The organism is Nocardioides caldifontis (genome assembly GCF_008087345.1).
GTDB classification, from domain to species: domain Bacteria; phylum Actinomycetota; class Actinomycetes; order Propionibacteriales; family Nocardioidaceae; genus Marmoricola_A; species Marmoricola_A caldifontis.
On record NZ_VHIB01000013.1, the window covers coordinates 29,968 to 52,521 of the forward strand.

The 22,554-nt window shown below is 71.4% G+C and carries 21 protein-coding genes; 6 read left to right on the top strand and 15 right to left on the bottom strand.

Annotation, left to right across the window (positions count from 1 at the left end; all coding sequences use genetic code 11):
* Window positions 1-17: 17 nt before the first annotated feature.
* From FIP57_RS19230 to FIP57_RS19260, 7 genes are all read right to left on the bottom strand, one after another.
* Window positions 18-620 carry a helix-turn-helix domain-containing protein gene (locus FIP57_RS19230; RefSeq protein ID WP_148575179.1) on the bottom strand — a complete coding sequence of 201 codons (603 nt, stop codon included), beginning with the start codon at window positions 618-620 and terminating at the stop codon, window positions 18-20.
* Window positions 613-2,277 carry an amidohydrolase gene (locus FIP57_RS19235; protein WP_148575180.1) on the bottom strand — a complete coding sequence of 555 codons (1,665 nt, stop codon included), beginning with the start codon at window positions 2,275-2,277 and terminating at the stop codon, window positions 613-615. Before FIP57_RS19235 ends, FIP57_RS19230 begins: the two co-directional genes overlap by 8 nt.
* The gene (locus tag FIP57_RS19240; protein WP_148575181.1) at window positions 2,274-3,443 is read right to left on the bottom strand and encodes an FAD-dependent monooxygenase; all 1,170 of its coding nucleotides are present in this window, start codon (window positions 3,441-3,443) and stop codon (window positions 2,274-2,276) included. Before FIP57_RS19240 ends, FIP57_RS19235 begins: the two co-directional genes overlap by 4 nt.
* 27 nt (window positions 3,444-3,470) lie before the next feature.
* Window positions 3,471-4,550: an ABC transporter ATP-binding protein gene (locus tag FIP57_RS19245; RefSeq protein ID WP_162529877.1), complete on the bottom strand. Its 1,080-nt coding sequence runs from the start codon at window positions 4,548-4,550 to the stop codon at window positions 3,471-3,473.
* Window positions 4,551-4,558: 8 nt separating this feature from the next.
* On the bottom strand, window positions 4,559-5,374 hold the full coding sequence (locus tag FIP57_RS19250; protein WP_148575183.1) for an ABC transporter permease: 816 nt from the start codon (window positions 5,372-5,374) through the stop codon (window positions 4,559-4,561).
* Window positions 5,371-6,183 carry an ABC transporter permease gene (locus tag FIP57_RS19255; protein ID WP_148575184.1) on the bottom strand — a complete coding sequence of 271 codons (813 nt, stop codon included), beginning with the start codon at window positions 6,181-6,183 and terminating at the stop codon, window positions 5,371-5,373. The genes FIP57_RS19250 and FIP57_RS19255 overlap by 4 nt, the downstream gene beginning before the upstream one ends.
* 114 nt (window positions 6,184-6,297) lie before the next feature.
* The gene (locus tag FIP57_RS19260) at window positions 6,298-7,383 is read right to left on the bottom strand and encodes an extracellular solute-binding protein (protein WP_148575185.1); all 1,086 of its coding nucleotides are present in this window, start codon (window positions 7,381-7,383) and stop codon (window positions 6,298-6,300) included.
* Window positions 7,384-7,640: 257 nt separating this feature from the next.
* Between FIP57_RS19260 and FIP57_RS19265 the strand changes: the two genes are divergently transcribed.
* The 4 genes from FIP57_RS19265 (at window position 7,641) to FIP57_RS19280 (ending at window position 11,300) form a co-directional block, all read left to right on the top strand.
* Window positions 7,641-8,687, top strand: coding sequence for an aminoglycoside phosphotransferase (locus FIP57_RS19265; RefSeq protein WP_148575186.1), 1,047 nt, complete (start codon window positions 7,641-7,643; stop codon window positions 8,685-8,687).
* Window positions 8,688-8,843: 156 nt separating this feature from the next.
* The gene (locus FIP57_RS19270; protein ID WP_148575187.1) at window positions 8,844-9,536 is read left to right on the top strand and encodes a hypothetical protein; all 693 of its coding nucleotides are present in this window, start codon (window positions 8,844-8,846) and stop codon (window positions 9,534-9,536) included.
* Between the two features lie 89 nt (window positions 9,537-9,625).
* A complete protein-coding gene (locus FIP57_RS19275) occupies window positions 9,626-10,327 on the top strand; it encodes a response regulator transcription factor (RefSeq protein WP_148575188.1) in 702 nt (233 codons plus the stop codon).
* 163 nt (window positions 10,328-10,490) lie between these two features.
* Window positions 10,491-11,300 carry a response regulator gene (locus FIP57_RS19280; RefSeq protein WP_148575189.1) on the top strand — a complete coding sequence of 270 codons (810 nt, stop codon included), beginning with the start codon at window positions 10,491-10,493 and terminating at the stop codon, window positions 11,298-11,300.
* Here FIP57_RS19280 and FIP57_RS19285 read toward each other — a convergent pair.
* From FIP57_RS19285 to FIP57_RS19300, 4 genes are all read right to left on the bottom strand, one after another.
* Complete coding sequence (locus tag FIP57_RS19285; RefSeq protein WP_148575190.1) at window positions 11,259-12,830, bottom strand: sensor histidine kinase; 1,572 nt, start codon at window positions 12,828-12,830, stop codon at window positions 11,259-11,261. The two genes, FIP57_RS19280 and FIP57_RS19285, sit on opposite strands and share 42 nt — an antisense overlap.
* Window positions 12,830-14,035, bottom strand: a complete 1,206-nt coding sequence (locus FIP57_RS19290) for a hypothetical protein (protein ID WP_148575191.1) — start codon at window positions 14,033-14,035, stop codon at window positions 12,830-12,832. Before FIP57_RS19290 ends, FIP57_RS19285 begins: the two co-directional genes overlap by 1 nt.
* Window positions 14,032-17,937 carry a UPF0182 family protein gene (locus FIP57_RS19295; protein WP_162529878.1) on the bottom strand — a complete coding sequence of 1,302 codons (3,906 nt, stop codon included), beginning with the start codon at window positions 17,935-17,937 and terminating at the stop codon, window positions 14,032-14,034. The genes FIP57_RS19290 and FIP57_RS19295 overlap by 4 nt, the downstream gene beginning before the upstream one ends.
* 105 nt (window positions 17,938-18,042) lie before the next feature.
* The gene (locus FIP57_RS19300) at window positions 18,043-18,429 is read right to left on the bottom strand and encodes a YtxH domain-containing protein (RefSeq protein WP_148575193.1); all 387 of its coding nucleotides are present in this window, start codon (window positions 18,427-18,429) and stop codon (window positions 18,043-18,045) included.
* A gap of 170 nt (window positions 18,430-18,599) precedes the next feature.
* Between FIP57_RS19300 and FIP57_RS19305 the strand changes: the two genes are divergently transcribed.
* The gene (locus FIP57_RS19305) at window positions 18,600-18,884 is read left to right on the top strand and encodes a YiaA/YiaB family inner membrane protein (RefSeq protein WP_148575194.1); all 285 of its coding nucleotides are present in this window, start codon (window positions 18,600-18,602) and stop codon (window positions 18,882-18,884) included.
* A gap of 18 nt (window positions 18,885-18,902) precedes the next feature.
* Here the strand turns inward: FIP57_RS19305 and FIP57_RS19310 are convergent, their stop codons facing one another.
* The gene (locus FIP57_RS19310; protein WP_338039940.1) at window positions 18,903-19,553 is read right to left on the bottom strand and encodes a response regulator; all 651 of its coding nucleotides are present in this window, start codon (window positions 19,551-19,553) and stop codon (window positions 18,903-18,905) included.
* Entirely contained in the window at window positions 19,550-20,713 is a 1,164-nt protein-coding gene (locus FIP57_RS19315) for a sensor histidine kinase (RefSeq protein WP_148575195.1), read from the bottom strand. Before FIP57_RS19315 ends, FIP57_RS19310 begins: the two co-directional genes overlap by 4 nt.
* 136 nt (window positions 20,714-20,849) lie before the next feature.
* Between FIP57_RS19315 and FIP57_RS19320 the strand changes: the two genes are divergently transcribed.
* Window positions 20,850-21,362, top strand: coding sequence for a hypothetical protein (locus FIP57_RS19320; RefSeq protein ID WP_148575196.1), 513 nt, complete (start codon window positions 20,850-20,852; stop codon window positions 21,360-21,362).
* Between the two features lie 7 nt (window positions 21,363-21,369).
* Here the strand turns inward: FIP57_RS19320 and FIP57_RS19325 are convergent, their stop codons facing one another.
* Together FIP57_RS19325 and FIP57_RS19330 are read right to left on the bottom strand one after the other, a co-directional pair.
* Entirely contained in the window at window positions 21,370-21,753 is a 384-nt protein-coding gene (locus FIP57_RS19325; RefSeq protein WP_148575197.1) for a VOC family protein, read from the bottom strand.
* Window positions 21,754-21,757: 4 nt separating this feature from the next.
* Window positions 21,758-22,549, bottom strand: coding sequence for a helix-turn-helix domain-containing protein (locus tag FIP57_RS19330; protein ID WP_148575198.1), 792 nt, complete (start codon window positions 22,547-22,549; stop codon window positions 21,758-21,760).
* Window positions 22,550-22,554: the final 5 nt, after the last annotated feature.

Genomic DNA, 22,554 nt, shown 5'->3' on the forward strand with positions numbered 1-22,554 from the left:
CGGTCTCGCTCGCGAGATCAGATGTCGCCCAGCGCCGGGGAGATCATCCAGAGCACGACTGCCGGCTCCGACGACTCGTTGTGGAACCGATGACCGATGCGCGGGTCGATGAGCACCGCGTCCCCTGCGCAGAGGTGGTAGGTCTCCGTCGCCCAGTCCAACGTCAGGGAGCCTTGCACCACGTGGACGCACTCCTCCTCGCCGCCGTGCGTGTAAGGCTCCTCGCCCGAGGAGTATCCGGGGGCCACCACGCTCTGGTTGACCTGGAGCTTCCTGGCCAGCGGCGGCGTGAGCAGGTAGTGGGCACTGCCGTCAGGGCGGAAGCTCATCCGCCGGTCCGCGACGCGGACGAGGCGCTGTGGTGCCTGGTCCGAGGTGCTGAGGAACAGGGCGCCCATCGTCTCGTCGAGAGCCTCGCAGATGCGGCGCAACGAGGCGACCGAGGGGCTCACCAGCCCGCGCTCGACCTGGGAGAGGAAGCTCTCGGAGACCGCCGCCTTCTCGGCGACCGTCTTCAGCGACAGGTGCTTGCCCTTGCGCAGCTCACGCAGCCGCTGGCCCAGGACCCGGTCGAGCTCGCTCTTCGGGCTCCTGTCGGCGGTGGCTTGGTCACTACTCACTGCGGTCCTCTGCTCGTGTGTTCGGCCCGGCCAGCACCGAAGTCAGCGGGGGGTTCGAGGTCGCGCGCGGGTGGGTGCCCTCGAGCGAGCCGTGGAGGACGTCGCCGCCCACGATGGTCGCCAGCGTAGTGATCGACGTCAGCTCGGAGACCTCGATCTCGAACGGATCGCGATCGATCACGATGAAGTCGGCCAGCTTGCCGGCTTCGAGGCTTCCGCGTACCTGGTCGGCGAACGTCGAGTAGGCCGCGTCCACCGTGAAGGCGCGCAGCGCCGCCTCGAGGTCGATCCGCTCGGAGGGGTTCACAGCGACGCCGTTCTTGTTCGTCAGCTCGAGCATGCAACGCATCGTGAACCAGGGATTGGTCGTGAACGGCTGGGCTCCCGCGGTGTCCGAGTTGCCGGGCAGACGGTGCTGACGCTCGAGGAGGGTGCGCAGGGCGTACTTGCTCGCTCCCTCAGGGAGCCGCCGTGCGGGGTCGTCGGGCTCGGCGATCACGAAGCCGGGGTTGGGTGCTGCCAGACCTCCGGCTGCGACGAGCCGGTCGAGGAGGTCGGTGCCGTAGCTCTCGTTGAAGAAGTGCTCGATGCGGATCCGGTGGTCCAGGTCGGGGAACAGCGCCGAGATCCGCTCGACAGCGGACACCGCGAGCTCCTGGGAGAGGTCCCCGATCGCGTGGACGTACACCTGGACCCGTGCGTCGGTCGCCCTGTAGAGCTCGTTCACCAGCGTCGGGTACAACCGGGTCAGCAACCCCCAGCGTTCGGCCGGAAGATCCAGCTGGTTGCCGCGGAAGGCCCCGTCGCGGCCGCCGTCCATGAAGATCTTGTAGCCGTGGTACCAAAAACGGTCGGCGCCGGCCGCACCTCCCGCCCGCACCGCGTCGCGCGAGAGGTCCGCAAGCGGCTGGTGGCCGGGCGCCAGGGTCAGCAGCACGCCCAAGCGCGGCGCGCGCCCTGACCCGGCGAGCTCCTGCAGCACGTCGATGCCCTCACGGGAGTAGCCGATCTCGTGGACGGTCGTCACCCCGTTGGCGAGGAACAGGCTGCCCAGTGTCTCCTCCAACGCGGCCGACAGCTCGGCTCGGGAAGGCGCGGGGGCGGTCAGGAGGTCCCATGCCTCTTCCAGCACCCCGTTGAGCGCGCCGTGCTGGTCGCGCTGGGCCCGCATGCCCGGCGGCGCGACGAACGACGCGTCGATGCCGGCGGCTCGGAGCACCTGCTCGTTCACGACGAACTTGTGCATGGACCACCGGAGCGCCACGCAGTGCTCCGGCGCGACAGCGTCGAGCTCCGCCTTGGTGGGGAGGTCCTGGCCGAACGTCGCCTGGCCGATGACCCAGCCGCCGGGCGGCTTCCTGCGCACCTCGGCGGCAACCAGCTCCAGCACCGCGTCCCGCGACAAGCCACGCACGTCTGTCCACACGTGCCGCGACAGCGCGGTCATCTCCACGTGCGTGTGGGTGTCGATGAACCCGGGCAGGACGGTCCGTCCACCGACGTCGAAGATCGGCCCACGAGCCCCGACGACTTCCCGGACCTCTTCGTCGGTGCCGACCGCTACGAGGACGCCGTCCTCGACCGCGAGCGCCGTCGCGTCGGGCGCGCCCGCGGCCATCGTCCGCACGCGCGCACCGACAACGCCGTAGACGCTCACCGATCCAGGACCCTCGGCGAGAGCCCGAGGCGCTCGACGTCGCTCGGCTGGTAGGGCTCCGGAGCACCACCACGCCAGTAGAACTCCCACCGCTTGCCCAGGGTCGGCGACTTCGCGACGGCCGAGAAGAGCCGGCTGCGCAGCGGCGTCAGCGGCTTGGGCCAGCGGTACTGCATGACGTCGTAGGCCGTCGTCAGCCGCTGCACCATGTCGATGCGCGGACGTGCGGTCTGCTCCCAGATCGGCAGGGCGTCACGGACGTCGTCGAAGGCCGACACCGTTTCAGCGAGCTCCCATGCCGCCGCGATCGACACTCCGGCACCCTGCCCGAGGTTCGGCGGCTGCGCGTGAGCGGCGTCGCCGATGATGGCCACGCGGCCGCTCACCCACGAGTCGCACACCACGACCGAGTGGCGGTGGTGCACCGACAGCTCCGGGGTCACCTGCTCGAAGTAGTGGGCGAGGTGCGGGAAGGCACGGCTCCAGTAGTTGACGTCCAGGGGGAGGCGGGTGGCCCGCTTGTCCTTCTCCGGCCCGATGATGAACATGTAGGTGTACTCGTCCGAGCAGGGTGCGACGCCCACGCGGAGGTTGCCCGACCAGTGCTCCGTGCTGACGTCCGGCTCGTCGGCGAACCGCGGCACCAGTGTCCGGGTGGCGCCGTCCCCGAGCGAGTACTTCACCCGGGCGAGGTCCAAGCTGTCGCGGACTCGCGAGTGCAGGCCGTCCGCGCCGACCACGAGGTCTGCGCTGCGGCTGGAGCCGTCGGCGAAGTGGAGCGTCGCGTCGCGGCCGGCACCGACGACCTTCGCGTCGGTGTGCAGCACCGCCCCGAGCTCGTCGGCCTTCTGCCGCAGCGCCTGCTGGAGGTCGGCGCGGAGCAGGACGACGAGACGTTCACCCGACACGTCGCGGTTCGCCACGAGGTTCTTCTCCTCGTCGATGATGCGAGCGTTCGAGATGCGCCGCCCCTTCTTGAGGATGACGTCACTGAGGCCGAGGCGGTCGAGCACCTCGAAGCTGTTCTCCTTGACGTAGATCCCGGCCCCGATCTCGCGCGGCTCCGGCGTCCGCTCGAAGATGTCCACCTCCCAGCCGTGCGATCGGAACGAGGCCGCAGCAGCGAGCCCGGCGATGCCGGCTCCGGCGATGAGCACCTTGGACATGAAAGCTCCTGTTTCTGTTTCTTCTGTTCAGTCGGCCATGAGAGTCATGCGGGACGGGGCGATCTCGACGTCGACGGCCGAGCCGAGGTCCACAGGCGGGGAGGAGCTGACCGGGCGGCGCACCGTCAGTGCGTGCCCCCCCTCGCAGTCGACCTCGACCTGCTCCAGCTCGCCGAGCAGGTCGACCTCGCGGACGGTGCCGCGCAGGCGGACCGCCTCGGTGGACGCACCGTCTCCGACGATGCTGACCTGGGCCGGCCGGACCGCGACCTTCACCGGTCCCGCAAGTGTCGTGTCGACCGGCACCCGCTGACCGAGGAGCTCCAGCACGCCGCCCGACACGGTCCCGTCGAGGATGTTCGAGTCGGAGAAGAAGGTCGCGACGAACGAGTTCTCCGGTCGGGTGAACAGGTTCATCGGCGTGTCGAGACCTGCGAAGACACCGTGGTTCATGATCGCCACACGGTCGGAGAGGACGAGCGCCTCCTCCTGGTCGTGGGTCACGTAGATGACGGTCGTCCCCGTCTCGCGGTGGACCTGCTTGATCTCCTGCTCCATCTGCAGCCGCAGGCTGCGGTCCAGGGCGCCGAGGGGTTCGTCCATCAGCAGGATCTCCGGCTCGTAGGCGAGAGCTCGCGCGAGCGCGACGCGCTGCTGCTGCCCGCCGGAGAGCTGGCTCGGGCGCTTGCCGGCGTGCTGCGTCAGACCGACGACCTGCAGCATCTCGTCGACGCGGGACCGGAGCCGGGCCCGTGCGTACTTGCGCTGCTTGAGTCCGTAGGCGATGTTGTCGGCGACCGTCATGTGCGGGAAGAGCGCGTAGTTCTGGAACACCATCCCCAGGCGCCGCTCGGACGGCTCCAGCACACCGATGTCGGTGCCGTCGAGCAGCAGCTGTCCTCCGCTGGCGGCCTCGAAGCCGGCGATGATCCGGAGCAAGGTGGTCTTCCCCGAGCCCGAGGGGCCGAGGAGGGTGAGGAACTCGCCCCGCTGGACCGTCAGGTCGATCGCCTTCAGCACTTCGACGTCGCCGAACGATTTCGAGAGCTGACGGATCTCGAGCACGGAGTCCGTCGTGGCCCCCCGGATGGGTCGCTGTGCGGTCATGACTGTACTCATCGGCCTTCCTTGCGGCGGAGAGTGCTGCTCAGCAGCATGAGGAACGTGACGGCGAACATGAGGAGCGTGGCGATGGCGGTGATCGCCGGGTCCACGGAGTACTGGACCGAGTCGAAGATGTACTTCGGGAGGGTGACGAGCCCCGAGCCGCCGAGGAAGGTGATGAGCACCGCTTCGTCGAAGCTGCTGATGAAGCCGAAGAGGAATCCGGAGACGACCGCCGGCAGCAGCAGTCGCAGGGTGATGCCGCCCCACGCACGGAGCCGGGTCGCGCCCATCGTCATCGCGGCGAGCTCGAGCTCGGTGCGGATCTGCTCGAGCGACGTGCTCAGCACGATCACGACCAGCGGAAGCGCGTGCGTGATGTGGGCGAGCACCACGCCACGCTGGGTCCCGATCAGGTCGAGCTCGGCGAAGACGGCGTACATGCCGACCGCGTAGGCCGAGATCGGGATGACGACCGGAGCGATCGCGACCCCTTCGAGCAGCGACCGTCCGGGTAGCCGGCTGCGATTGGCCGCGAACACCAGCGGCAGGGCGACGACGAGAGTCCCGACGGCGGCGTAGAGCGCGACCTCGAGGGAGAGCAGCAGGGGGCCGCCCCAGCTGCCGGAGGTGAAGACGTCGACGTAGCGGTCGAGCCCCCAGCCCTCCGGTGGGAACCGGACGCGGGGGTCGGTCCCGAAGGAGAGCACGACGATGAGGATCGCCGGAAGCAGCAGGAAGAGCAGGGAGAAGCCCAGCAGGAGTCGCCCGAGGATGCTCGTGGTCCGGTCGAGCGCACGGGCCGGGTGGTTGACGTAGGTGCTCATCCCGCGATCCCACCCTTCAGCGCCTTCGAGCCCACGGCCTTGAGCGCGGTCCCGAGGACGACCAGGGCGAGCACGAGGAGGAGCACGGACGAAGCCGCCGCACGTGGGTAGTTGAAGAAGGCGAAGATGTCGTCACCGATCATCGTGGCCATGAACGGTGTCTCCGCGCCGCCGAGAAGGACCGGCGTGACGTAGAAGCCGATGCTGATCGCGAAGACGATCGCGGCCGCCGCGATCAGCCCGGGCGCCACGATCGGCAACCAGACCCGCACCATCGCCGCGGTCCTCGACGAGCCGAGGCTCCGCGCGGAGTTCAAGAACTCGGGCTCGAACCTGCTCATCGTCGGGTTCATCGCCAGCACGGCGTACGGCAGCATCGTGTAGGTCATCCCGACGACGACCGCGAGGCGGGTGTACAGCAGGGTCATGGGCTCGTCGATGACGCCCGCCTGGTCGAGGACCGAGTTCAGGATGCCGTTCTTGGCGAAGATGATGCTCCAGGCGTAGGCCTTGACCACCACCCCCATCCAGAACGGAAGCAGGAGCGCCGCCCACAAGAGGGCCTTGAAGGCGGCGCTCCTCGCTCGAGCGATCGACCACGAGATGCTCGCGCCCATGACCACGCACAGGACCGTCACCACGAGGGACATGACGATGGTGTTGACCAGCGAGTTGCGGATCGCTGCCGATTCGAAGACCGCGGCGAAGTTGCTGAAGCCGCCGTCACCCTGGGTGAACGCATCCATCGTCAGCTTCACCAGCGGGTAGACGATGAACAGCGCTCCGACGACCGCGACCGGCGCGACCATGAGAATGGCAGGCCCGTTCGCCAGGTGCGGTGTCCATCGACGAGTCCGCGTCGGGGTGGCCGCACGCTCGTGAGGCGGTTGCTGCAGCGTGGTCACGTGAGAAGCCCTTCAGTCTCAGCCGCGCAGGAATTCCTGCCAGCGCTTGTTGACCTCTTCGTAGTTCTCCACGTACCAGGCGTAGTTCATGAGGCCGAGCTTCTCGCGGTTCTCGGGGAAGTCCGCGAGGGTCTTCGCCGTCTTCTCGTCGATGAAGTCGAAGGACTCGGGGTTCGGCACGGAGTAGCCGAGAGCCTCGGCCCAGGCGGCCGCGTTCTCGGGGTGGGAGGCGATCCACTCGACGAACTCCCAGGCCTCGTCCGGATTGTCGGAGCCCTCGGTGACGTTCCAGAAGCCGGGGTTGTAGAGGCCGTCCTGCCAGATCACCTCGACGGGGGTTCCACTGTCGATGAGGCCGTAGGCGCGGCCGCTGTAGCTGATCCCGAGCTCGGCCTCGCCGCTCTCGAAGACCTGGAGGTTCTGGTCACCGGAGGACCACCAAGCACCCGAGGCGTCCTGGAACTCCGTGAGCGTCTCGAAGGCACGGTCGAGGTCGATCTCGTGAGTGGGCAGCTCGTCGATCGTCACACCGTTCGCGATCTCGGCCATCGAGAGGTTCACCAGCGGCGAGGTGGAGATCGAGGTGCGGCTGCCCGGGAACTCCTCGGTGTCGAACAGCCCGGCTGTGTCGGTCGGGCACGTGTCGACGGCCTCGGCGTTGCAGGCGCCGACGTACCCCAGCACCGACCAGCTGATGCCGAAGTCGGTCACGGCGTCCTCGGGCAGCTCCTCCAGGAGCCGCTCCTTCACGTCGTCGGGCATCGTGGCGATCAGGCCCCGGTCGTGGGCGATGTAGGCGTCGGGCCCGGAGGTGGAGTCCAGGAGGTCCCACTCCACGTTGTTCGCCTGGGTCTGCGCTTCGAGGTTGGCGACGAACTTGCCCGGCGCGTCGACGATGTCCACCTCGTAGCCGGTCTCCTCCGTGAAGGGCTTGACCAGGTGCTCGCGCGTCGCCGAGGTGAACGGGTCGCCCCAGCTGGCGATCGTGAGCTTCACCGAGCCATCGCTACCGCTGCCGCTGTCGGTGTCGCTGCCGCACGCACTCGCGGTCAGTGCGAGGGCGCACGCAGCCGCAGCCAGCAGCTTCCGTGGGGGGTGGGTCATGAGGTCTTCCTGTTCTCCCGATGGGACCGAGACTTCCTGATTGGCCTGCTGTTCTGCACCAGCGGTGCAGAGATCGGATCACGCAAACCGTCCACGCTGAAGAATTGCGCTTGATCTTCATCGTCACTTAAGACGCCCGCTCATTAGAGTGCATCCGCCAGGTGGTGTCAACGGTTCTGACAGGGGCCGTCCGGATGTGGAGACAGCCCTGTAAAAGTCATGTGCGGGAACAGCGGGGCGCCTCGCAGCATGGGGTGATGACCACGGAAGACCTGCAGCTCGAGCCGCTCCGCCACAACCCCCACAACGCGGTGACCGCGTCGGTCGACCGCGTGAGGAGGACGGACGGCACCTCGTCGATCCGCAAGGTGCTGCGCGCCGCCTCGGCAGCTCCGGAGCGGACCGACCGGTGGGCGGCTTCGGACGACCCGCGTCACTGGAACTACTGGCGCCGCGAGGTCGAGGCCTACCAGGACGAGCAGCTGCGCCGGAGCCTCGACGGCACCGGGCTCGACATGCCGGCATGCGAGGTGGTCGAGCACGACGACGGCGCGACCCTGTGGCTGGAGGACGTCCCCGGAACACCAGGCACGGCGTTCACGCTCGCCGACCACGAGGCGGTCGCCGCGGGGCTGGGGCGGTGGCAGGCGCAGGGGCCGCTGCGCGCGGCGTGGAGTTTCGCCGGCTTCCTGCGCGCGTACTCCGCAGGCCAGACCCGCCCGTCGGTCGGCCTCGTCGAGGACGACGACGCGTGGCGCCGGCCGCTGGTCCGGGACACCTGGCCCGACGGGCTCCGCGAGGGGTGGCGCCGCCTGCTCGCGCACCGCGACGCGCTGCTCGACGTCATGGAGCGGCTCCCCCGGACCCGCAGCCACCTCGACGTCTGGGCGAGCAACGAGATCCGTCGTACGAGCGGCGAGGTCGTCCTGCTCGACTGGGCCTTCGTCGGCGACGGAGCCGTCGGCGAGGACCTCGGCAACCACGTGCCGGACGCCGCCTTCGACCTGTTCTGGCCCGCCGCCGAGATCAGCGACCTCGACGACGCGTGCTTCGCGGCGTACCTGGCGGGGGTGCGCGAAGCGGGGTGGCGCGGGCGGGACCACGAGGTGCGGCTGGGGGTCGTGGCGTCGTGCGTGAAGTACTCCTGGCTCCTGCCGCTGATGCTCGAACAGGCCCACCGCGACGAGCACCGCGCCTACCACGAGGTGGTCGACTCGGCACACCTCTACCAGCAGCGCGGGCTGATCCTCACCCACCTCGTCGGCTGGTGCGACGAGGCGCTGCGCCTGGTCGCACAGCTCTGAGGAGCGCACCCGACCGCCCAAAGGCGTCGGGGGCCCGTCCTTCCTGCTGACCAGTAGGCCGAGTTGGTGGCTAGCGGCGAAGCCGCGACCCCGAGTCCCGGACGACAGTGGCGTGGTCCACCCCATCCCGGGCACCCCACCAGAACGGAGCCGGACATGATCCACCGCAGCCTCTCCCTCCCCCTCGTGGTCGCCGTGACGGCGCTGGCGTTGGCGGCGGGCCCTGCCACCGCAGCCGTCACGTCCACCCCTGGACCCTCATCCGGTGTCGCCGGCTCGTCGACGGCACTCGCGGTCTCGTCGAGCCCGCTCAGCAAGGCCCAGGCGACGCTGACGAAGGCAGCCGCGCGGCTCCGCGCGGGCCGACGCGCGAAGGCGGTCCGCGCGCTGACGGTCCTGAGCAGGCAGGTGGTCGAGGCCCAGCGCGCCGCGGTCCGACAGATCGGCAAGCCACCGGCGGACCCGGAGAGCGACGAGCCGCCCGGCCCCGGCGCCGTGCTCGCGGTGCTCGGGCTCGACCACCGCGTCACCTCCGCCCTGGTCCCCCAGCTCGCGAGCCAGAAGGGGCCGCGGGTCGTGGGCCGCCTGGGGCGCGCCCTGCAGCGCACCCACGTCAGCCGCAACCGCATGATCGGCAAGGTGGTCGGACTGCCCCCGGCCAAGGGCGACGACTACGCGGACGGCATGTCCGACGTGCTGGGCCAGTTCCCGGCCGAGCTCCGCCAGATCAGTACCGCTCTTGCGTCGAAGACCCTCACCAAGCGCTCACGCGCCGCCCTCGTCAAGGCGCGGGCCCGGGTCGCTCGCGCCAACCGGCTCATGCTCGGCGAGTACGGCGGGGGCGAGTGAACCCCAGACGACGTACCTTCCGGGAACCGGACCGCTCCACCGACCGGCACGGAGGCGCAAGAGCTCCTTCGGGGCGCATAATCGTGGCGATGACGCAGCCCGTCCCGAGCACCGCCGCCCGTCTGGACACCGACCAGGCGGGCGGCTCGCGCGTCGTCGTGGCCGAGGACGACGTCCTGCTGCGTGCCGGACTGGTCACCCTGCTCCAGCGAGGTGGCTTCACCGTGGTCGGCGAGACCGGTGACGCAACGAGCCTCCTGCAGCTCGTGCGGTTCGAGGTCCCGGACGTCGTGGTGACCGACATCCGGATGCCCCCGACCCACAGCCTCGAGGGGATCGAAGCAGCCACCACGATCCGCCGCGAGCTGCCCGAGGTGGCGGTGCTCGTCCTCTCGGCTCACGTCGAGGTGGCGCACGCGATGGAGCTGCTGGCGGACGGCAAGGGGATCGGCTACCTGCTCAAGAGCCGGGTCGTCGACGTCGACGACTTCCTGGACTCGGTGCGCCGGGTGACCCGAGGCGGCTCGGTCGTCGACCCGTCGCTGGTCCAGGACCTCATCAGTCAGCAGCGCCGGGACGACCCTCTTGCAGCGCTGAGCCCTCGCGAGCTCGAGGTGCTCGCACTGATGGCCGAGGGACGCTCCAACATGGGCATCAGCCAGCAGCTGTGGGTCACTCCCGGCACGGTCGAGAAGCACGTCAAGAGCATCATGCACAAGCTCGACCTGCAGGAGGACGTCGCGGACCACCGCCGCGTGAGGGCGGTCGTCGCCTACCTCGACGCACGCTGAGCCCGCGTCTCTACCCGACCGGGGCGCGGCCCCTTCCTGCCAGCAGGTAGCGGCGAGGGGTCGCTCGCGGGAACCACGGTTCCCGGCTGTCCGCGACGCGGAGGACCGGCCTTCCTCGCAACCCTGGGACGGTCCGAACCGCACGTCTTCGCGAGGAACCGTCATGGTGGCAGCTGCAGCAGCACGACCCCCGGCCTGGACATCGATCCGCCCCCGGGAGCGCGGCACCACGCTCGCCGGCACGATCGTGCTGCTGGTGCGGGTCGTCGAGCAGCAGCTCGCCGGGGAGGCCGTGACCCGCCTGCTCGGCTCGATCGCGGCACGGGCCGGGTTCGGCCCGGACCTCTGGCCGTCCTCGGTGGCCGCCCCGGTGCGCGGCGTGCTCGACGCGCTGGAGACGACAGTCGGCACCGTCGACGGCTGGACCTCGGGCGCCGCACAGCTCCTGCTCCTCCTGCTGCTGCCCGTCGGCGGGCCGTTCTGGGCCGGCGTGGTCCCGGTCGCGACGACCCTCCGGGCAGCGAGGAGCGGGGCGCGCTGGGCGCGTGACCGAGTTCGGGTTAGCCGCAATGCCGGACGGCGTCCTGCCCTGCACCATGGAGCCGTGCGCACCACGATCTTGATCGTCGACGACAACCCCACCTTCCTCGACCAGGCCCGTCAGCTCCTCGCCCGCCACGACTTCGACGTCGTCGGTACGGCCCGCAGCAGCGCCGAGGCGGTGTCCAGCGTGGCCCTGCGACGACCCGACGTGGCGCTGGTCGACGTCCACCTGGGCCCGGAGAGCGGCTTCGACCTCGCGCGGCACCTGGCGCGGGACGACCAGGGGCCGCCGGTGACGACCGTGCTGATGTCGACGCACTCCGAGGAGGACCTCGCCGACCTGGTCGCGGCGAGCCCTGCCGCGGGCTTCGTGGCGAAGGACCGGCTCTCAGGCCCGGCCCTCCGCGCGGTCCTCGCCGGGCGCGGCTGAGTCCGCGACCAGGACGGGAAAGGTGGCCACGAGCGTGGTGCCGGCGCCCGGTGGGCTCGTCAGCTCCAGCCGACCGCCCAGCGCCTGGACCCGGTCCTCGAGCCCGGTGAGCCCGGAGCCGCCGTCGCGGTCGGCGCCCCCGACGCCGTCGTCGTCGATCCTCAGCTCCAGGACGGAGCCGGCCAGCCGCAGCGTCACCCGGACCACGGACGCGCGTGCGTGCTTGGCCACGTTCGTGAGTGCCTCGGAGGTCACGTAGTAGACACCGACCTCGACGGGGCTGGGAAGCCTGCCGATGTCCCCCACCTCGAGCTCGACGGGGACGGCGGAGCGGCGGGCGAGGACGGCGAGGGCGGGCCTGAGCCCGCCCTCGGTCAGGATCGCCGGGTGGATCCCGCGGGAGAGCTCCCGGAGCTCGTCCAGGGTGCCGGTGAGTGCCGTGGAGATCTCGTCGAGCCGCGGCACCACGTCGGCGCCGTCCGCGGCGTCGTCCCGGACGAGCCGCACCCCCAGCGCCAGCGACACCAGCCGCTGCTGGACCCCGTCGTGCAGGTCCCGCTCGATGCGGCGCCTGGCCTCGTCGGCCGCGGCGACCAGCCGGGTGCGTGAGGCGAGGAGGTCCACCCGGGCCTGCGCGTTGTCGATCGCCGTGGCGATCAGGTCCGTGAAGTCGCTCAACCGGGTCTCGACCGCTTCGTCGACCGGCTCGGTCGATCGGGACGCGACGACCACCGCTCCCCAGACGGACCCGTCGACGGTGATCGGGCACCCGGCCGCGGAGCGCACGCCGAGCTGACGCAGCGTGGCGGCCCACGACCCGGCGGCGCCCTGGAAGCTGTCCACCCTCGCACCGCGTCCGGTGCGGAAGACCTCGCCGGTGACGTTCAGCCCTTCGAGCGGGTACCGCCACCCGACCTCGAGGCTCGGTCCGGAAGCGCTCCAGCTCGCCACGACGCTCGCAGTGCCGTCCGGGTTGAACCTGCTCAACGTGGCCACGTCGGCACCCAGCTGCCTGCCGATCTCCTCGGTCACCGCCGCGAACACCGCCTCCGGCGGCGGTTGCCGCGCGACGATCGTGGCGACCCGTCGGAGCGCCGCCTGTTCCTCCGCGAGACCGGCGCGGGCACTTTCGGCCTCCACCGCGGTCCGGCGGGCGCGCACCGCCAGCTCCCCCAGGAGCGAGGCCATCAGCAGGTACGTGACCAGCGCCAGGGAGTTCCGGGCGTCGGGCAGCTCGAGGGCATGGGTCGGAGGGATGAAGTACCAGTCCAGTGCCACCACGCTGGCGACGCCGACGGTGACCGCGTAGGGGATGTCCCAGTACCGGGCGGTCAGGAGCACGACCACGACGTCGAGCGTGATGACTGCCACCGCGGTCGCCGCGGACTCCGGCAGCGGCTTCGCGAGCAGGACCGTGACGGCCGCGAACCAGCCGGCGCCGACGATGAACGCAGCGGCCATCTCGAGGGCGGCGGCTTGCCGGAGACCTTCGGGAACCGCTGCCCGGCGGAGGAAGGGCGGGGGTCTCATCAGGGTCCCTCCTGTCGGCCCCACACCGCCCGGAGCATCGGGCGCACCGTTCGGCGCCGGGACAGCAGCAGGTCGATCGCGAACACGAGCAGGATGAAGGTGGCCGCGAGCCGGAGCAGCGCCACCGGGTGCAGCAGCTGAAGGACGAACAGCACCGTCACGAGCACCACGTCCACCCGTTTCGGCTCGAGCGTCGCCAGCGCCGCGACGGCGAACAGGGTCATCGCGATCGTGAACGACAGCTCGAGCTGCTCGCGCGGAGCCAGCGGCATGACCGGCCCTCCCCCGCCTGCGAAGTAGGCCAGCGGCAGCGCGCCCATGCCCAGGGTCCACTGGCTCACCGACGAGGCGAGGAACAGCGCCATCCCTTGCGCGGGACGGTGGTTGGCGATCAGGACCGCGACCACGACGAACTCCGGTGACTCGGTGGCCGCGGGAACCACCGACTGGATCAGCAGGTACGGATCGACGCCGAGGGACGCCCCGGTCGTGAGCAACGCGTCCGCGAACGGGTTGGCGATGAGGAGGACCACCGCGCCCGGGCCGAGGATCATGCCGAGGACAGCGAGCCGTCGGCGCTGCTCCGGGAGGGCGACGAGGGCGGAGGCAACCCCCACGACGGCCGGCTGCTCGCCGTGCGTGCCCTGCACCCGACGCGCGTACACCACGTAGAGCGCGACCAGGACGGCCGAGTCGACGACCGAGAGGTTGCCGCGCACGGTGATCTGGATGGCGAAGATCGAGGTGAGGAGCAGGATGCCGAGCTCGAGCCGGCGGTTCTCGGCGAGCCGCACGCGGGTCGCCACCCCCTCGCGCGCCTGTGCCGTCAGCAGCACGACCAGCGGCAGGGCCAGGGCTCCGGCCAGCAGGAGCCGGGTGGCGCCGGTCAGGTTGGCGGTGACGAGCTCGGCGGCCTGGATGAAGGCGAACCGGATCTCGATGACGAACTCCGGCAGGACCGTCACCAGGGCCACGACCGCCAGCACCAGGCCGCCGGAGAAGACCGCTTCCCCGGCGTCCGCGGCCCAGGCGAGCATGAAGGCAGCCCCCACGACACCGATGCCCAGGCAGACAGCCTCGATCTGCACGGGGAGTGCACCGCCGGCGACGTGGACGGCCACGCCGAGGAGCGAGCAGAGCACGGCCACCACGACAGGACGCCGCCACGTCGGCGCGGTCGTGGTCCGGGGCGCGGCGCCGGTCACGAGGGCTCCCGCACGCGCACCGTGACCGAGGTCTGGGTCACTCCGGCGTCCCCGCGGGCGACGACGGTCAGCACGACCTCACCAGCGGTCGTCGGGGTCCAGGTGATCTCGGCCGGATCCCCCGTGCAGGCGAACCTCCACTCCTGGAGGAGCTCGCCCCCGTCGTCGCTCAGCGCCGCAGTCCCCGCCCGGCAGCCCTCGGCGAAGAACTGCACGGCGACCGGCTCCCCCACGGTCCCGCGCCGGGGCGAGCTGGTCACGGTCAGCGTCGGCGGCGTCACCACCCTGCGCGGCCCGACCTCGACGGTGAGCCCTCGACGGACCACCCAGCCGTCGGTCCCGCGCACCTCCAGGACGAGCCGGGCCGTCCCCGTGCTCTCCGGGACCCACTCCACGACCCCGCGACCGTCCTGGATCTCGAAGTGCCGGGTGAACGCGATGCCGGAGCGGGTGACGACCTCGGCGATCTCGTGCACGCCGTTCGCCACGTCGAACCGCACCCGCAGCGGACGACCCACTTCGGCCGTCTGCGGCCGGTCGACGAGCCGGAGCCGTGGCGGCGGCCCCTGGACCTCGATCGCGGCGAACGCCGAGGTGCTGGTCCCGTCGAGACCGGCCACCGTGACCCGGACCCGAGCGGTGCCGGCCCGGGTGGGCACCCAGGTCACCGTGCCGCGGCCCGACTCGAGCCGGAGCGTCGATCTCACCCGGTGGTGCGCCGAGGTGATCGTCACGGTCTCGCGCCGCGCGTTGTCGACCCGGAACGCGATCTCCGCCGGCCGACCGACGACGAGCGGCTCGTCGGGTCGCAGCACCTCGACGTACGGCGGTTCGTTCAACGCCTGGCGCACGGCCGACGGCACGTCCGGCCCCAACCCGGCTCGACCGTTGACGAACGCGGTCACGCCCAGCAGCCGCGCGGCACCCGGCCCCCGCGACCCCTCGTAGAGGCTCTGGACCTGGACGATCCCGCCCGGGAGGAACATGACCCGCGGTCGACCCAGCATCACCGCGTCGATCGAGGACTTGTCGAGGTCGCGGATCTCGAGGTTGCGCAGCCCCAGCAGGTTGCTGACCCGGGGGGTGGCGAACACGAGCCGGCTCACCTGGGCAGGTCCCAGCGTCACCGGCTCCCGCGGCAGCGCCCGTGCGACCAGCCGGGCCCGACCGCTGCCGTCCACCCAGCCGTTGAGGGTCCCGACGAGGTTCTGCCCGCGTTGCGGCGAGTAGTACGTCGTCAGCACCAGCCGCGGGTCCTCCTCGTCCGGCGGCGGCACCCAGATGTAGATCGGCGGCATCGTGAGCCGCAGGTCGTCCTCGTCGGACTCGTCGAAGTCGATGTCGCCCGCGACCTCGATCGGCCCGGAGAGCGCCAGCGGGCGGGCCCAGGTGTCGGCGCCACTGACGAAGACGTCGGGGCGCGTGGTGTGGAACCGCTCATAGGCAGTGGACTGGGCGTGGAAGAGCTCCGCCGGGTACCGCAGCCGGCCGTCCAGCTCGTCGGGGAGCGCTTCGAACGGCGTGAACAGATCGGGGAAGACCTCGCGCCACGCCCGCAGGACGGGCTCGTCCTCGTCGGTCACGTAGAGCTCGACAGCCCCGGTGAACGCGTCCACCGTGGCGAGCACCGATGCTCGGGCGTAGCTGACCCTGGCGTCGCCCAGTGCCACGCGCTCGGCGTACGGGTAGTGGTCGCTGGTGGTGTAGCCGTCGACGACGAAGAGGACCCGATCGTCTGCGGTGAGCGGGACGGCCTCGGCGTCCCAGTGGATGAACGGTGCGAGCGTCTCCAGCCGGTCGTGCACGTCACGGTGGAGCAGCAGCCGCGACTCGGTGGTGATCTCGTCCGAGAGCAGCAGGTCGATGCTCCCCAGGGCCAGCGCGAAGATCGCCCGGCGGGGCCAGCTCGACAGCGCGATGCCCCCGTCGCCGTCGTAGTGGTAGGGCTCGTCGTCACCGCCCGCCGTGGTGGGGATGTCGACCTCGGGCCGCCGCGTGTTCGCCACCACCCACTGCGAGTCCGCGACGGCCTCGTCCAGCGTGGGCGTGAGCAGCCGGACCTCCCGTCCGACAGGGTCCTCGGGCGCCGGGCTCGGCAGGTCACCGAAGTACAGGCGCGGCTCCGGCACGTCGAGACCGGAGTCCATCAGCCGCGGCTGCCGGTGGGCGCCCACGTCGTTGCTCGAGAAGCGGACCAGCCCCAGGCCGTGGGTGTAGGAGAGCCGGTCGCTCACCCACTCGTTCCCCTGGTCCGGCACGCGGGCGAGGTCCAGCTCGCGGGCGCTGACGAGGGTCAGCTCTGGACCCTTGCGGGTCTGCACGACGTCGGGGACCGGGTCCGCGGGGCTGAAGTACGGCGGTTCCGTCACGAGCTGCCGCATGCGGGCCCCGATGACGTAGCCGTCCCAGGCGGGAAGCCGCTCGAACCGCTGCCGCGACTCGGCGAAGTCGGCCGCGTCGAACTCGCTGCCGGGGTCGTAGCGCTGGACGTCCACCTCGTCGAGCCCCAGCGCCGCCCGGGTTCCCGCGATGGACCACTCGAGGTACGGCTCCTCCGACAGAAGGGGGTCGGGGTCGACGACGTAGCGCTGGACCAGGTGCGGCACCAGCGTGAGCGCGAGCACACCCGCCGCCGCCGCACCGACGACGCCGCCGCCCACGACCAGCCGCCCGAGCCGGGCCAGCCGCGTCCTCGCGACCAGCGGTGAGAGCAGGCAGATCACGGCGAGCACGAGCACGGCCACGATCCCGCCGGTCAGGAGGGGCGAGGTGACGTGGACCTCGACGTACCCCGCCCCTGCGAACGACTCGGTGCGGGTCGGTCCGGGTTGCCGGAGCTCGAGCCGGTACTGCTCGAGCCGGAAGCGCCAGGCCAGGACCACGAGGAACGCGGCCGCGAGCACCGCGAGGTGTGCGTGGGCGCCGGTCCGGGCCCGCAGGGGGCGGAAGCCGACGGCGCCGCGCACCCGGTGGACGAGGGTGACGAGGGCGAACGTGATCGCGAGCAGCGTCAGCAGCCAGACCGACAGCGTGAGGAGGAACGGCAGCGAGAACACGAAGAACCCGACGTCCTTCCCGTGGATCGGGTCCACCTCGCCGAAGGGCTGGCGGTGCTGCCAGAGCAGGTAGCGCTGGAGCGCTCCGGCCGTGGCCGAGGCGAAGAGGGTGCCCACCACGAGCGCGGCAGCGGCGATCCCGAGCACGCCGCCTGGTCGGCGGGTGAGCGCGCTGCCCCGACAGGCGACAGCCAGGTTGACCCCGACGACCACGCTGACCGCGACGAGCACCCGCAGGTGGAGCTCGACCTGCGCCTCCAGCACTCGGCGGAAGAGCTGCAGCTGCCCCAGCTCCTGGAACCAGAGTGCCCCGGGCACGAGGCGGGCGTAGAAGTACGCCGCCAGCAACGGCACCCCGACGACGAGCACCACGACCGTGGCGCGCCCCCGCACCCGCAAGAACCACGGGAGCCTGCGGCGAGGACGTTCGCGGGCCGTCGGCGCCTCGCCGTCGATGCGCGTCCGTGCGTCCTCGTCGACGGACTCGCTCGCGGAGGGTCCGGCCAGCATCTGCGAAAGGACCCAGCCGGAGGGCTCGTCGAACGGATCAGGTTTCGGGACCGGGAGCGGGTCGTTCAGCTGCGGACCAGGGTGCGGAAGGCCGGGGACGGGCACGAGGACGGGTGGCGAGCTGGGAGCGGGGCGGGCGTCGCGACGTCGCCCGTCGAGCCGGCCGAACTCAGCCAGGAAGGCGTCGAGCGCGGACTCGGGCACGACCCAGACCGAGCGAGCACCCCACGGCCTCCGCTCGCCGCCGAGCTCGCCCTTCCGCAACAGGGTCCGGACCGTCTGTGCGCTCGTCCCGAGAGCGTCGGCGACCTCGGCCACGGAGAGCTCCCTCTCCACCCGGTGACCGTACCGTCCTGGAACCCGCATCGAGGAGTGCTTTCCGAGCCCCTTTCGGAGCCCTTTCCGAGGTACGGCACGCCAGTGGCGTCCTGCGTGCGCGCATCAGGCCTCGCCGTCGCCCGCCCCGCCCTCGTCGGGCTCGTTCTCGTCGCCCTCGTCGTCGTCCTCGTCCCGCTCGTTCTCGTTCTCGTCGCGCTCGTTCTCGTCGCGCTCGTCCGCCCGTCGGTCGCGTGCGTCTTCACGGACGTCCTCGCGCCTGTCGCGGGCGTCCTCGCGTGCGTCTTCCCGTTCGTCCCTGTGCTCGTCACGTGCGTCTTCACGCTCCTCGCGCGCGTCTTCATGCTCCTCGCGCGCGTCTTCGCGCAGCTCGCGCTGGTACTCGATCCGCTCGGGGTCGGCCTCGTCGGCGAGGGACACGCCGCAGCCGGTGAGGACCGAGGCGGTCAGGAGGGAGGCGGCTGTCAGTCGGAGGAATGTCGTTCGTCTCATGTCGCGAGCGTAGAAACGGGCGGGACCTCGGCACATCCCTGCTGGCAGGAAGCCACAGGTGGGGTCGTCCCCCGGGGCGGTCCGGTCCCGGAGCCTGGTGAGTAGCGGTACTCACCAGGTTGAGCACCCGCCCGGATCCCTGGCGGCTCCGCAGCGACGAGGGTGGAGCCATGAGCACTCCAGGCACCTCTCGCACCACGACCGCCTTCTACGCCCAGGCCGCCCTGTCGTTCGGCATCGCGCTGCTCGCCGTCGTCCTCGGCATCTGCTACCTGCCGGTCGACCCGTGGCAGCGCGCCTTCCTCGCCATGGGCGCGCTGTTCCTCGTCAGCTCCTCGTTCACGCTCGCGAAGGTCGTGCGCGACAACCAGGAGCAGACCCAGGTGGTGGCCCGGCTCGACGAGGCCCGCGTGGAGCGGCTCCTCGCCGAGCACGACCCGTTCAAGGCCGCGTGACCGGCACGACCGACTCGGTCAGCCCGAGTGCACCAGCCCGGACTCGTAGGCGTGCACGACCGCTTGGACCCGGTCACGCACGCCGAGCTTGGTCAGGATCCGCGCCACGTGGGTCTTCACGGTGTTCTCGGTGACGTAGAGCTGCGCGCCGATCTCCGCGTTCGAAAGGCCGCGCGCGATCAGCCGCAGCACCTCGGTCTCGCGCTCGGTCAATCCCGAAGCCGGCAACGGTGTCGTCGGCCGGCGGCGGGAGAACTCCTCGATCAGCCGCCGTGTCACGCTCGGTGCGAACATCGACCCGCCCTCCGCCACCACTCGGATCGCGGTGACGAGCCGCTCCTCCGGTGCGTCCTTGAGCAGGAATGCGGACGCACCGGCGCGGAGTGCGTCGTACACGACCTCGTCGAGGTCGAAGGTGGTCAGGACCAGCACGCGCGGCGGTCGCTCGGCCGCCGTGACGATCCGCGTCGCCTCGAGACCGTCGGTCCCCGGCATCCGCACGTCCATGAGCACGACGTCGGGCTCCTCGACACGGCACAGCTCGACGGCCTCTTCCCCATCGGCCGCCTCTCCGACGACCTCGATGCCCTCCTCCTCGGAGAGGATCATGCGCAGCCCGGTCCTCACGAGTGGCTGGTCGTCGGCGAGGACGACCCGGATCGCGGTCACGGGACCTCGAGCACGTAGGGAAGTCGGGCCCGGACCTCGAACCCACCGCCGTCCACCGGCGCGGCGGTCACCTCGCCACCGACGACCGCGACCCGCTCCCGGATGCCGAGCAGCCCGTGGCCCGAGCTCCGCCCCTGCCCGCTGGCGTTGCCGTTGTCCTGCACGCTGACGAGCAGCTCCTGCGGGCCGAAGACGAGACGGACCACGGCGGTCGCCTGCTGGCCGGCGTGCTTGAGCACGTTCGTCAACGCCTCCTGCACGATCCGGTACGCCGACAGGTCGACGCCTGGCGGCACGTCGCCCGGCTCACCGTCCAGCGCCAGCTCGACCTGGACCCCCGACGCGCGGACCTCGTCCACCAGCTGGCTGATCCGAGCCAGCGAGGGCGTCGGCTCGTGCAGCGCCGCCGCACCGTCGAGCCCCTCGGTGTCGCGGAGCACCGCCAGCAACCGCCGCATGTCCCCCAGTGCCGCGGCGTTCGTCTGCTCGATCGCGTCGAGCGCGGCCCGGACGGCCGCGTCGTCCTGCCCGAGCTTGCGCCGCGCTCCCCGTGACTGGAGCACCGTGACCGCGATGGCGTGCGAGACCACGTCGTGGAGCTCCCGGGCGATGCGGGATCGCTCCTCGGCGACGGCCCGCCGGGCCGCCTCGACCTGCTCCCGCTCGAGCCGGGCATTCTCCTCCTGCAGGGCCGTGACGTGGTGCTGCCGGAGCCGGACGAAGAGCCCGACGGCCCAGGGCAGCAGCGAGATGCTGACGAAGTACGCGAGGTCGGCCGTGCCCGACACGACGACGTCGTCCCACCCGAGCGTGACCCCCGCGGCCACGGCGACGGCCGGAGCAGACCAGGCGACGAGACCGTCGCTCCACCGCCCCAGCGCGTAGTGCGCGACCAACCACGTGGCCAACCAGGCGAGCCCGCCCTCCTCGTTGAACGTCGGGTCGATCTCCTCGCTGACGACCCAGGTGGCCACGCACGCTGCGAGGGCCAGGAGCGCCACCCGACGACGGACCCAGAGGATGAAGACCACCAGCGGCGTGAGGGTCAGCAGCGGGACCATGCGCTCGCCGCGGACGAAGACCTCCGCGACGTACACCGCGGCTACACCCGCACCGAGGGCGGCGTCCGAGTGCCGGCGGAGAAGAGCGAGCGCGCGCACATCCGGCACGCTAGCCCTGTGCCGGGCCCCGTGCCGTCATTCCTGAGGACGACACGGGCGGTCGCCCGCGAGGGCGGCGGTGAGCCGCTCCTGCGCCGGATGTGCGAACCCCGGCGCCACAGCGAGCGTTGGTCCCATGAACACTCTCTCCCGCACCGCAGTCGGTGCCACCGCCTTCGGTCTCGCCGTCGCTGTCTCCGCGTGCTCCACCCAGGAGGGCGAGGCCGCGGCCCCCGTCACCAGCAACTCCCCCTCACCGACCGCCGAGGCCACGGTCCTCGAGCTGACGATGGACCCGGCCCGGTCCGAGCAGGAGATGGTCGACGTCGGCAAGAAGGGCGACTCGACCGGGGACCGGAACCTGGCCGCGACCACGCTCCTGGCCGACGGCGAGGTCGCCGGCCGGCTCCAGGGCGACTGCGTCACCCTCGACAACGAGTACGAGGGGCACCTCTGCTCGATGGTGGTCGTCGTCGAAGGCGGCACGATCACGCTCGTCGGCGGCGGCACCCACAAGCCGGTCGGCCCCGTCGCGCCGACCGGGGACGTCCTCGCCGTGACCGGCGGCACGGGCGAGCATGCCGGTGCGTCCGGAGAGGTCACCGTCGGCGACGACGGCCAGACCCTGACCATCACCCTGCTGCCGTGAGCCGTCCTCAGGACGGCTGGTAGCTGCCGAACGACCACTGGTTCCCCTCGGGGTCCGTGACGCTCCCGCCGCGGCCGCCGTAGTCCTGGTCCGCCATCTCCCGGACGACCGCGGCTCCGGCGGCCACCGCCTTGTCGAAGTGGGCGTCGGGGTCGTCGCAGATCAGGTACGCAGCGGAGCCGCCGGCGTTGTGGACGATCCCGTTCGTGTCGGCGCCGAACATGATCCCACCGCCGTACGGCCAGAGCCACTCGGCGTGCACGACCTCCCCCCGCTCGTCGCGGTAGGTGGCGTGCTCGGTGAACCCGATCGCGGAGAGCCAGGACATCATCGCGTCGCAGTCGCGGAACGACATCGCCGGCCAGAGCTTCACATCGCTTGCACTCGTCATGCCGTCAGCGTGGCTCGTCGGGCTCCGTGCGGTCTTGAAGGAATGGGAACTCCTCCCGCAGCCACGTCGTCGGGGTGCACCCGGCAAGGCTCGTCCACTCGCGGGTGAGGTGCGCCTGGTCGGCGTACCCGCACCGGGCGGCGACCTCCGCGAGCGGGCGCCGGCCGAGCCACCGGCGCGACCGCTCGAACCGCGCCACGCGCTGGTAGACCTTCGGCGCCAGGCCGCACTCCGCCGTCACGAGGTCGCGCAACCGGCGGCGGCTGAACCCGACCTCGGCCGCGACCTCTTCGACCGCCTCGCCGCGGATGAGCCCCGCGAGGGCCCGCCCCACCTCGGCGCGCAGCCGTGGCTCCCCGTGGCGGGCCACGGCCGCCACCAGTGCGGCCTCGACGACCCGACCGGCCGACGGCAGCGGAGTGGACTGCAGCCGTTCCGGCAGGTCGCGCAGTGCCGGCACCACGTCGTCGACCGTGAGCAGCTCGCCGCTCACCGCGGCGGCCGGCACCCCGAGCAGCGCACGCGCGCCCCGCACCGTGAGCCCGAGCTGCACGCCGCGCTGGACGCCGTCGTGGTGGATCTCGGCAGGTGCGGCGTGCAGCCCCGACACCGAGGACCACGCCGTCGTCACCGAGCCCGCCTCGCCGGCCCAGCCGACCGTCAGGGGCTCGCCCACCGGCAGCACGAGTGTCAGGGCCGTGCCGGGCAGCCCGCGGTGGATGCCCGGGCCGCCCAGGTCGACGTCGTACACCACCAGCGAGGAGACGTACGGCGACAGCACCGGAGCCACGTGCACGCCAC

What these genes read in the sequence shown, in the direction of transcription:
- FIP57_RS19275 (WP_148575188.1), top strand. Translation starts at nt 9,626, where the DNA reads ATGACGCAGCCCGTCCCGAGCACCGCCGCCCGTCTGGACACCGACCAG.
- FIP57_RS19260 (WP_148575185.1), bottom strand. Translation starts at nt 7,383, where the DNA reads ATGACCCACCCCCCACGGAAGCTGCTGGCTGCGGCTGCGTGCGCCCTC.
- FIP57_RS19245 (WP_162529877.1), bottom strand. Translation starts at nt 4,550, where the DNA reads ATGACCGCACAGCGACCCATCCGGGGGGCCACGACGGACTCCGTGCTC.
- FIP57_RS19280 (WP_148575189.1), top strand. Translation starts at nt 10,491, where the DNA reads ATGGTGGCAGCTGCAGCAGCACGACCCCCGGCCTGGACATCGATCCGC.
- FIP57_RS19305 (WP_148575194.1), top strand. Translation starts at nt 18,600, where the DNA reads ATGAGCACTCCAGGCACCTCTCGCACCACGACCGCCTTCTACGCCCAG.
- FIP57_RS19255 (WP_148575184.1), bottom strand. Translation starts at nt 6,183, where the DNA reads ATGGTCGCGCCGGTCGCGGTCGTCGGAGCGCTGTTCATCGTCTACCCG.
- FIP57_RS19300 (WP_148575193.1), bottom strand. Translation starts at nt 18,429, where the DNA reads ATGAGACGAACGACATTCCTCCGACTGACAGCCGCCTCCCTCCTGACC.
- FIP57_RS19265 (WP_148575186.1), top strand. Translation starts at nt 7,641, where the DNA reads ATGACCACGGAAGACCTGCAGCTCGAGCCGCTCCGCCACAACCCCCAC.
- FIP57_RS19320 (WP_148575196.1), top strand. Translation starts at nt 20,850, where the DNA reads ATGAACACTCTCTCCCGCACCGCAGTCGGTGCCACCGCCTTCGGTCTC.
- FIP57_RS19325 (WP_148575197.1), bottom strand. Translation starts at nt 21,753, where the DNA reads ATGACGAGTGCAAGCGATGTGAAGCTCTGGCCGGCGATGTCGTTCCGC.
- FIP57_RS19270 (WP_148575187.1), top strand. Translation starts at nt 8,844, where the DNA reads ATGATCCACCGCAGCCTCTCCCTCCCCCTCGTGGTCGCCGTGACGGCG.
- FIP57_RS19285 (WP_148575190.1), bottom strand. Translation starts at nt 12,830, where the DNA reads ATGAGACCCCCGCCCTTCCTCCGCCGGGCAGCGGTTCCCGAAGGTCTC.
- FIP57_RS19250 (WP_148575183.1), bottom strand. Translation starts at nt 5,374, where the DNA reads ATGAGCACCTACGTCAACCACCCGGCCCGTGCGCTCGACCGGACCACG.
- FIP57_RS19240 (WP_148575181.1), bottom strand. Translation starts at nt 3,443, where the DNA reads ATGTCCAAGGTGCTCATCGCCGGAGCCGGCATCGCCGGGCTCGCTGCT.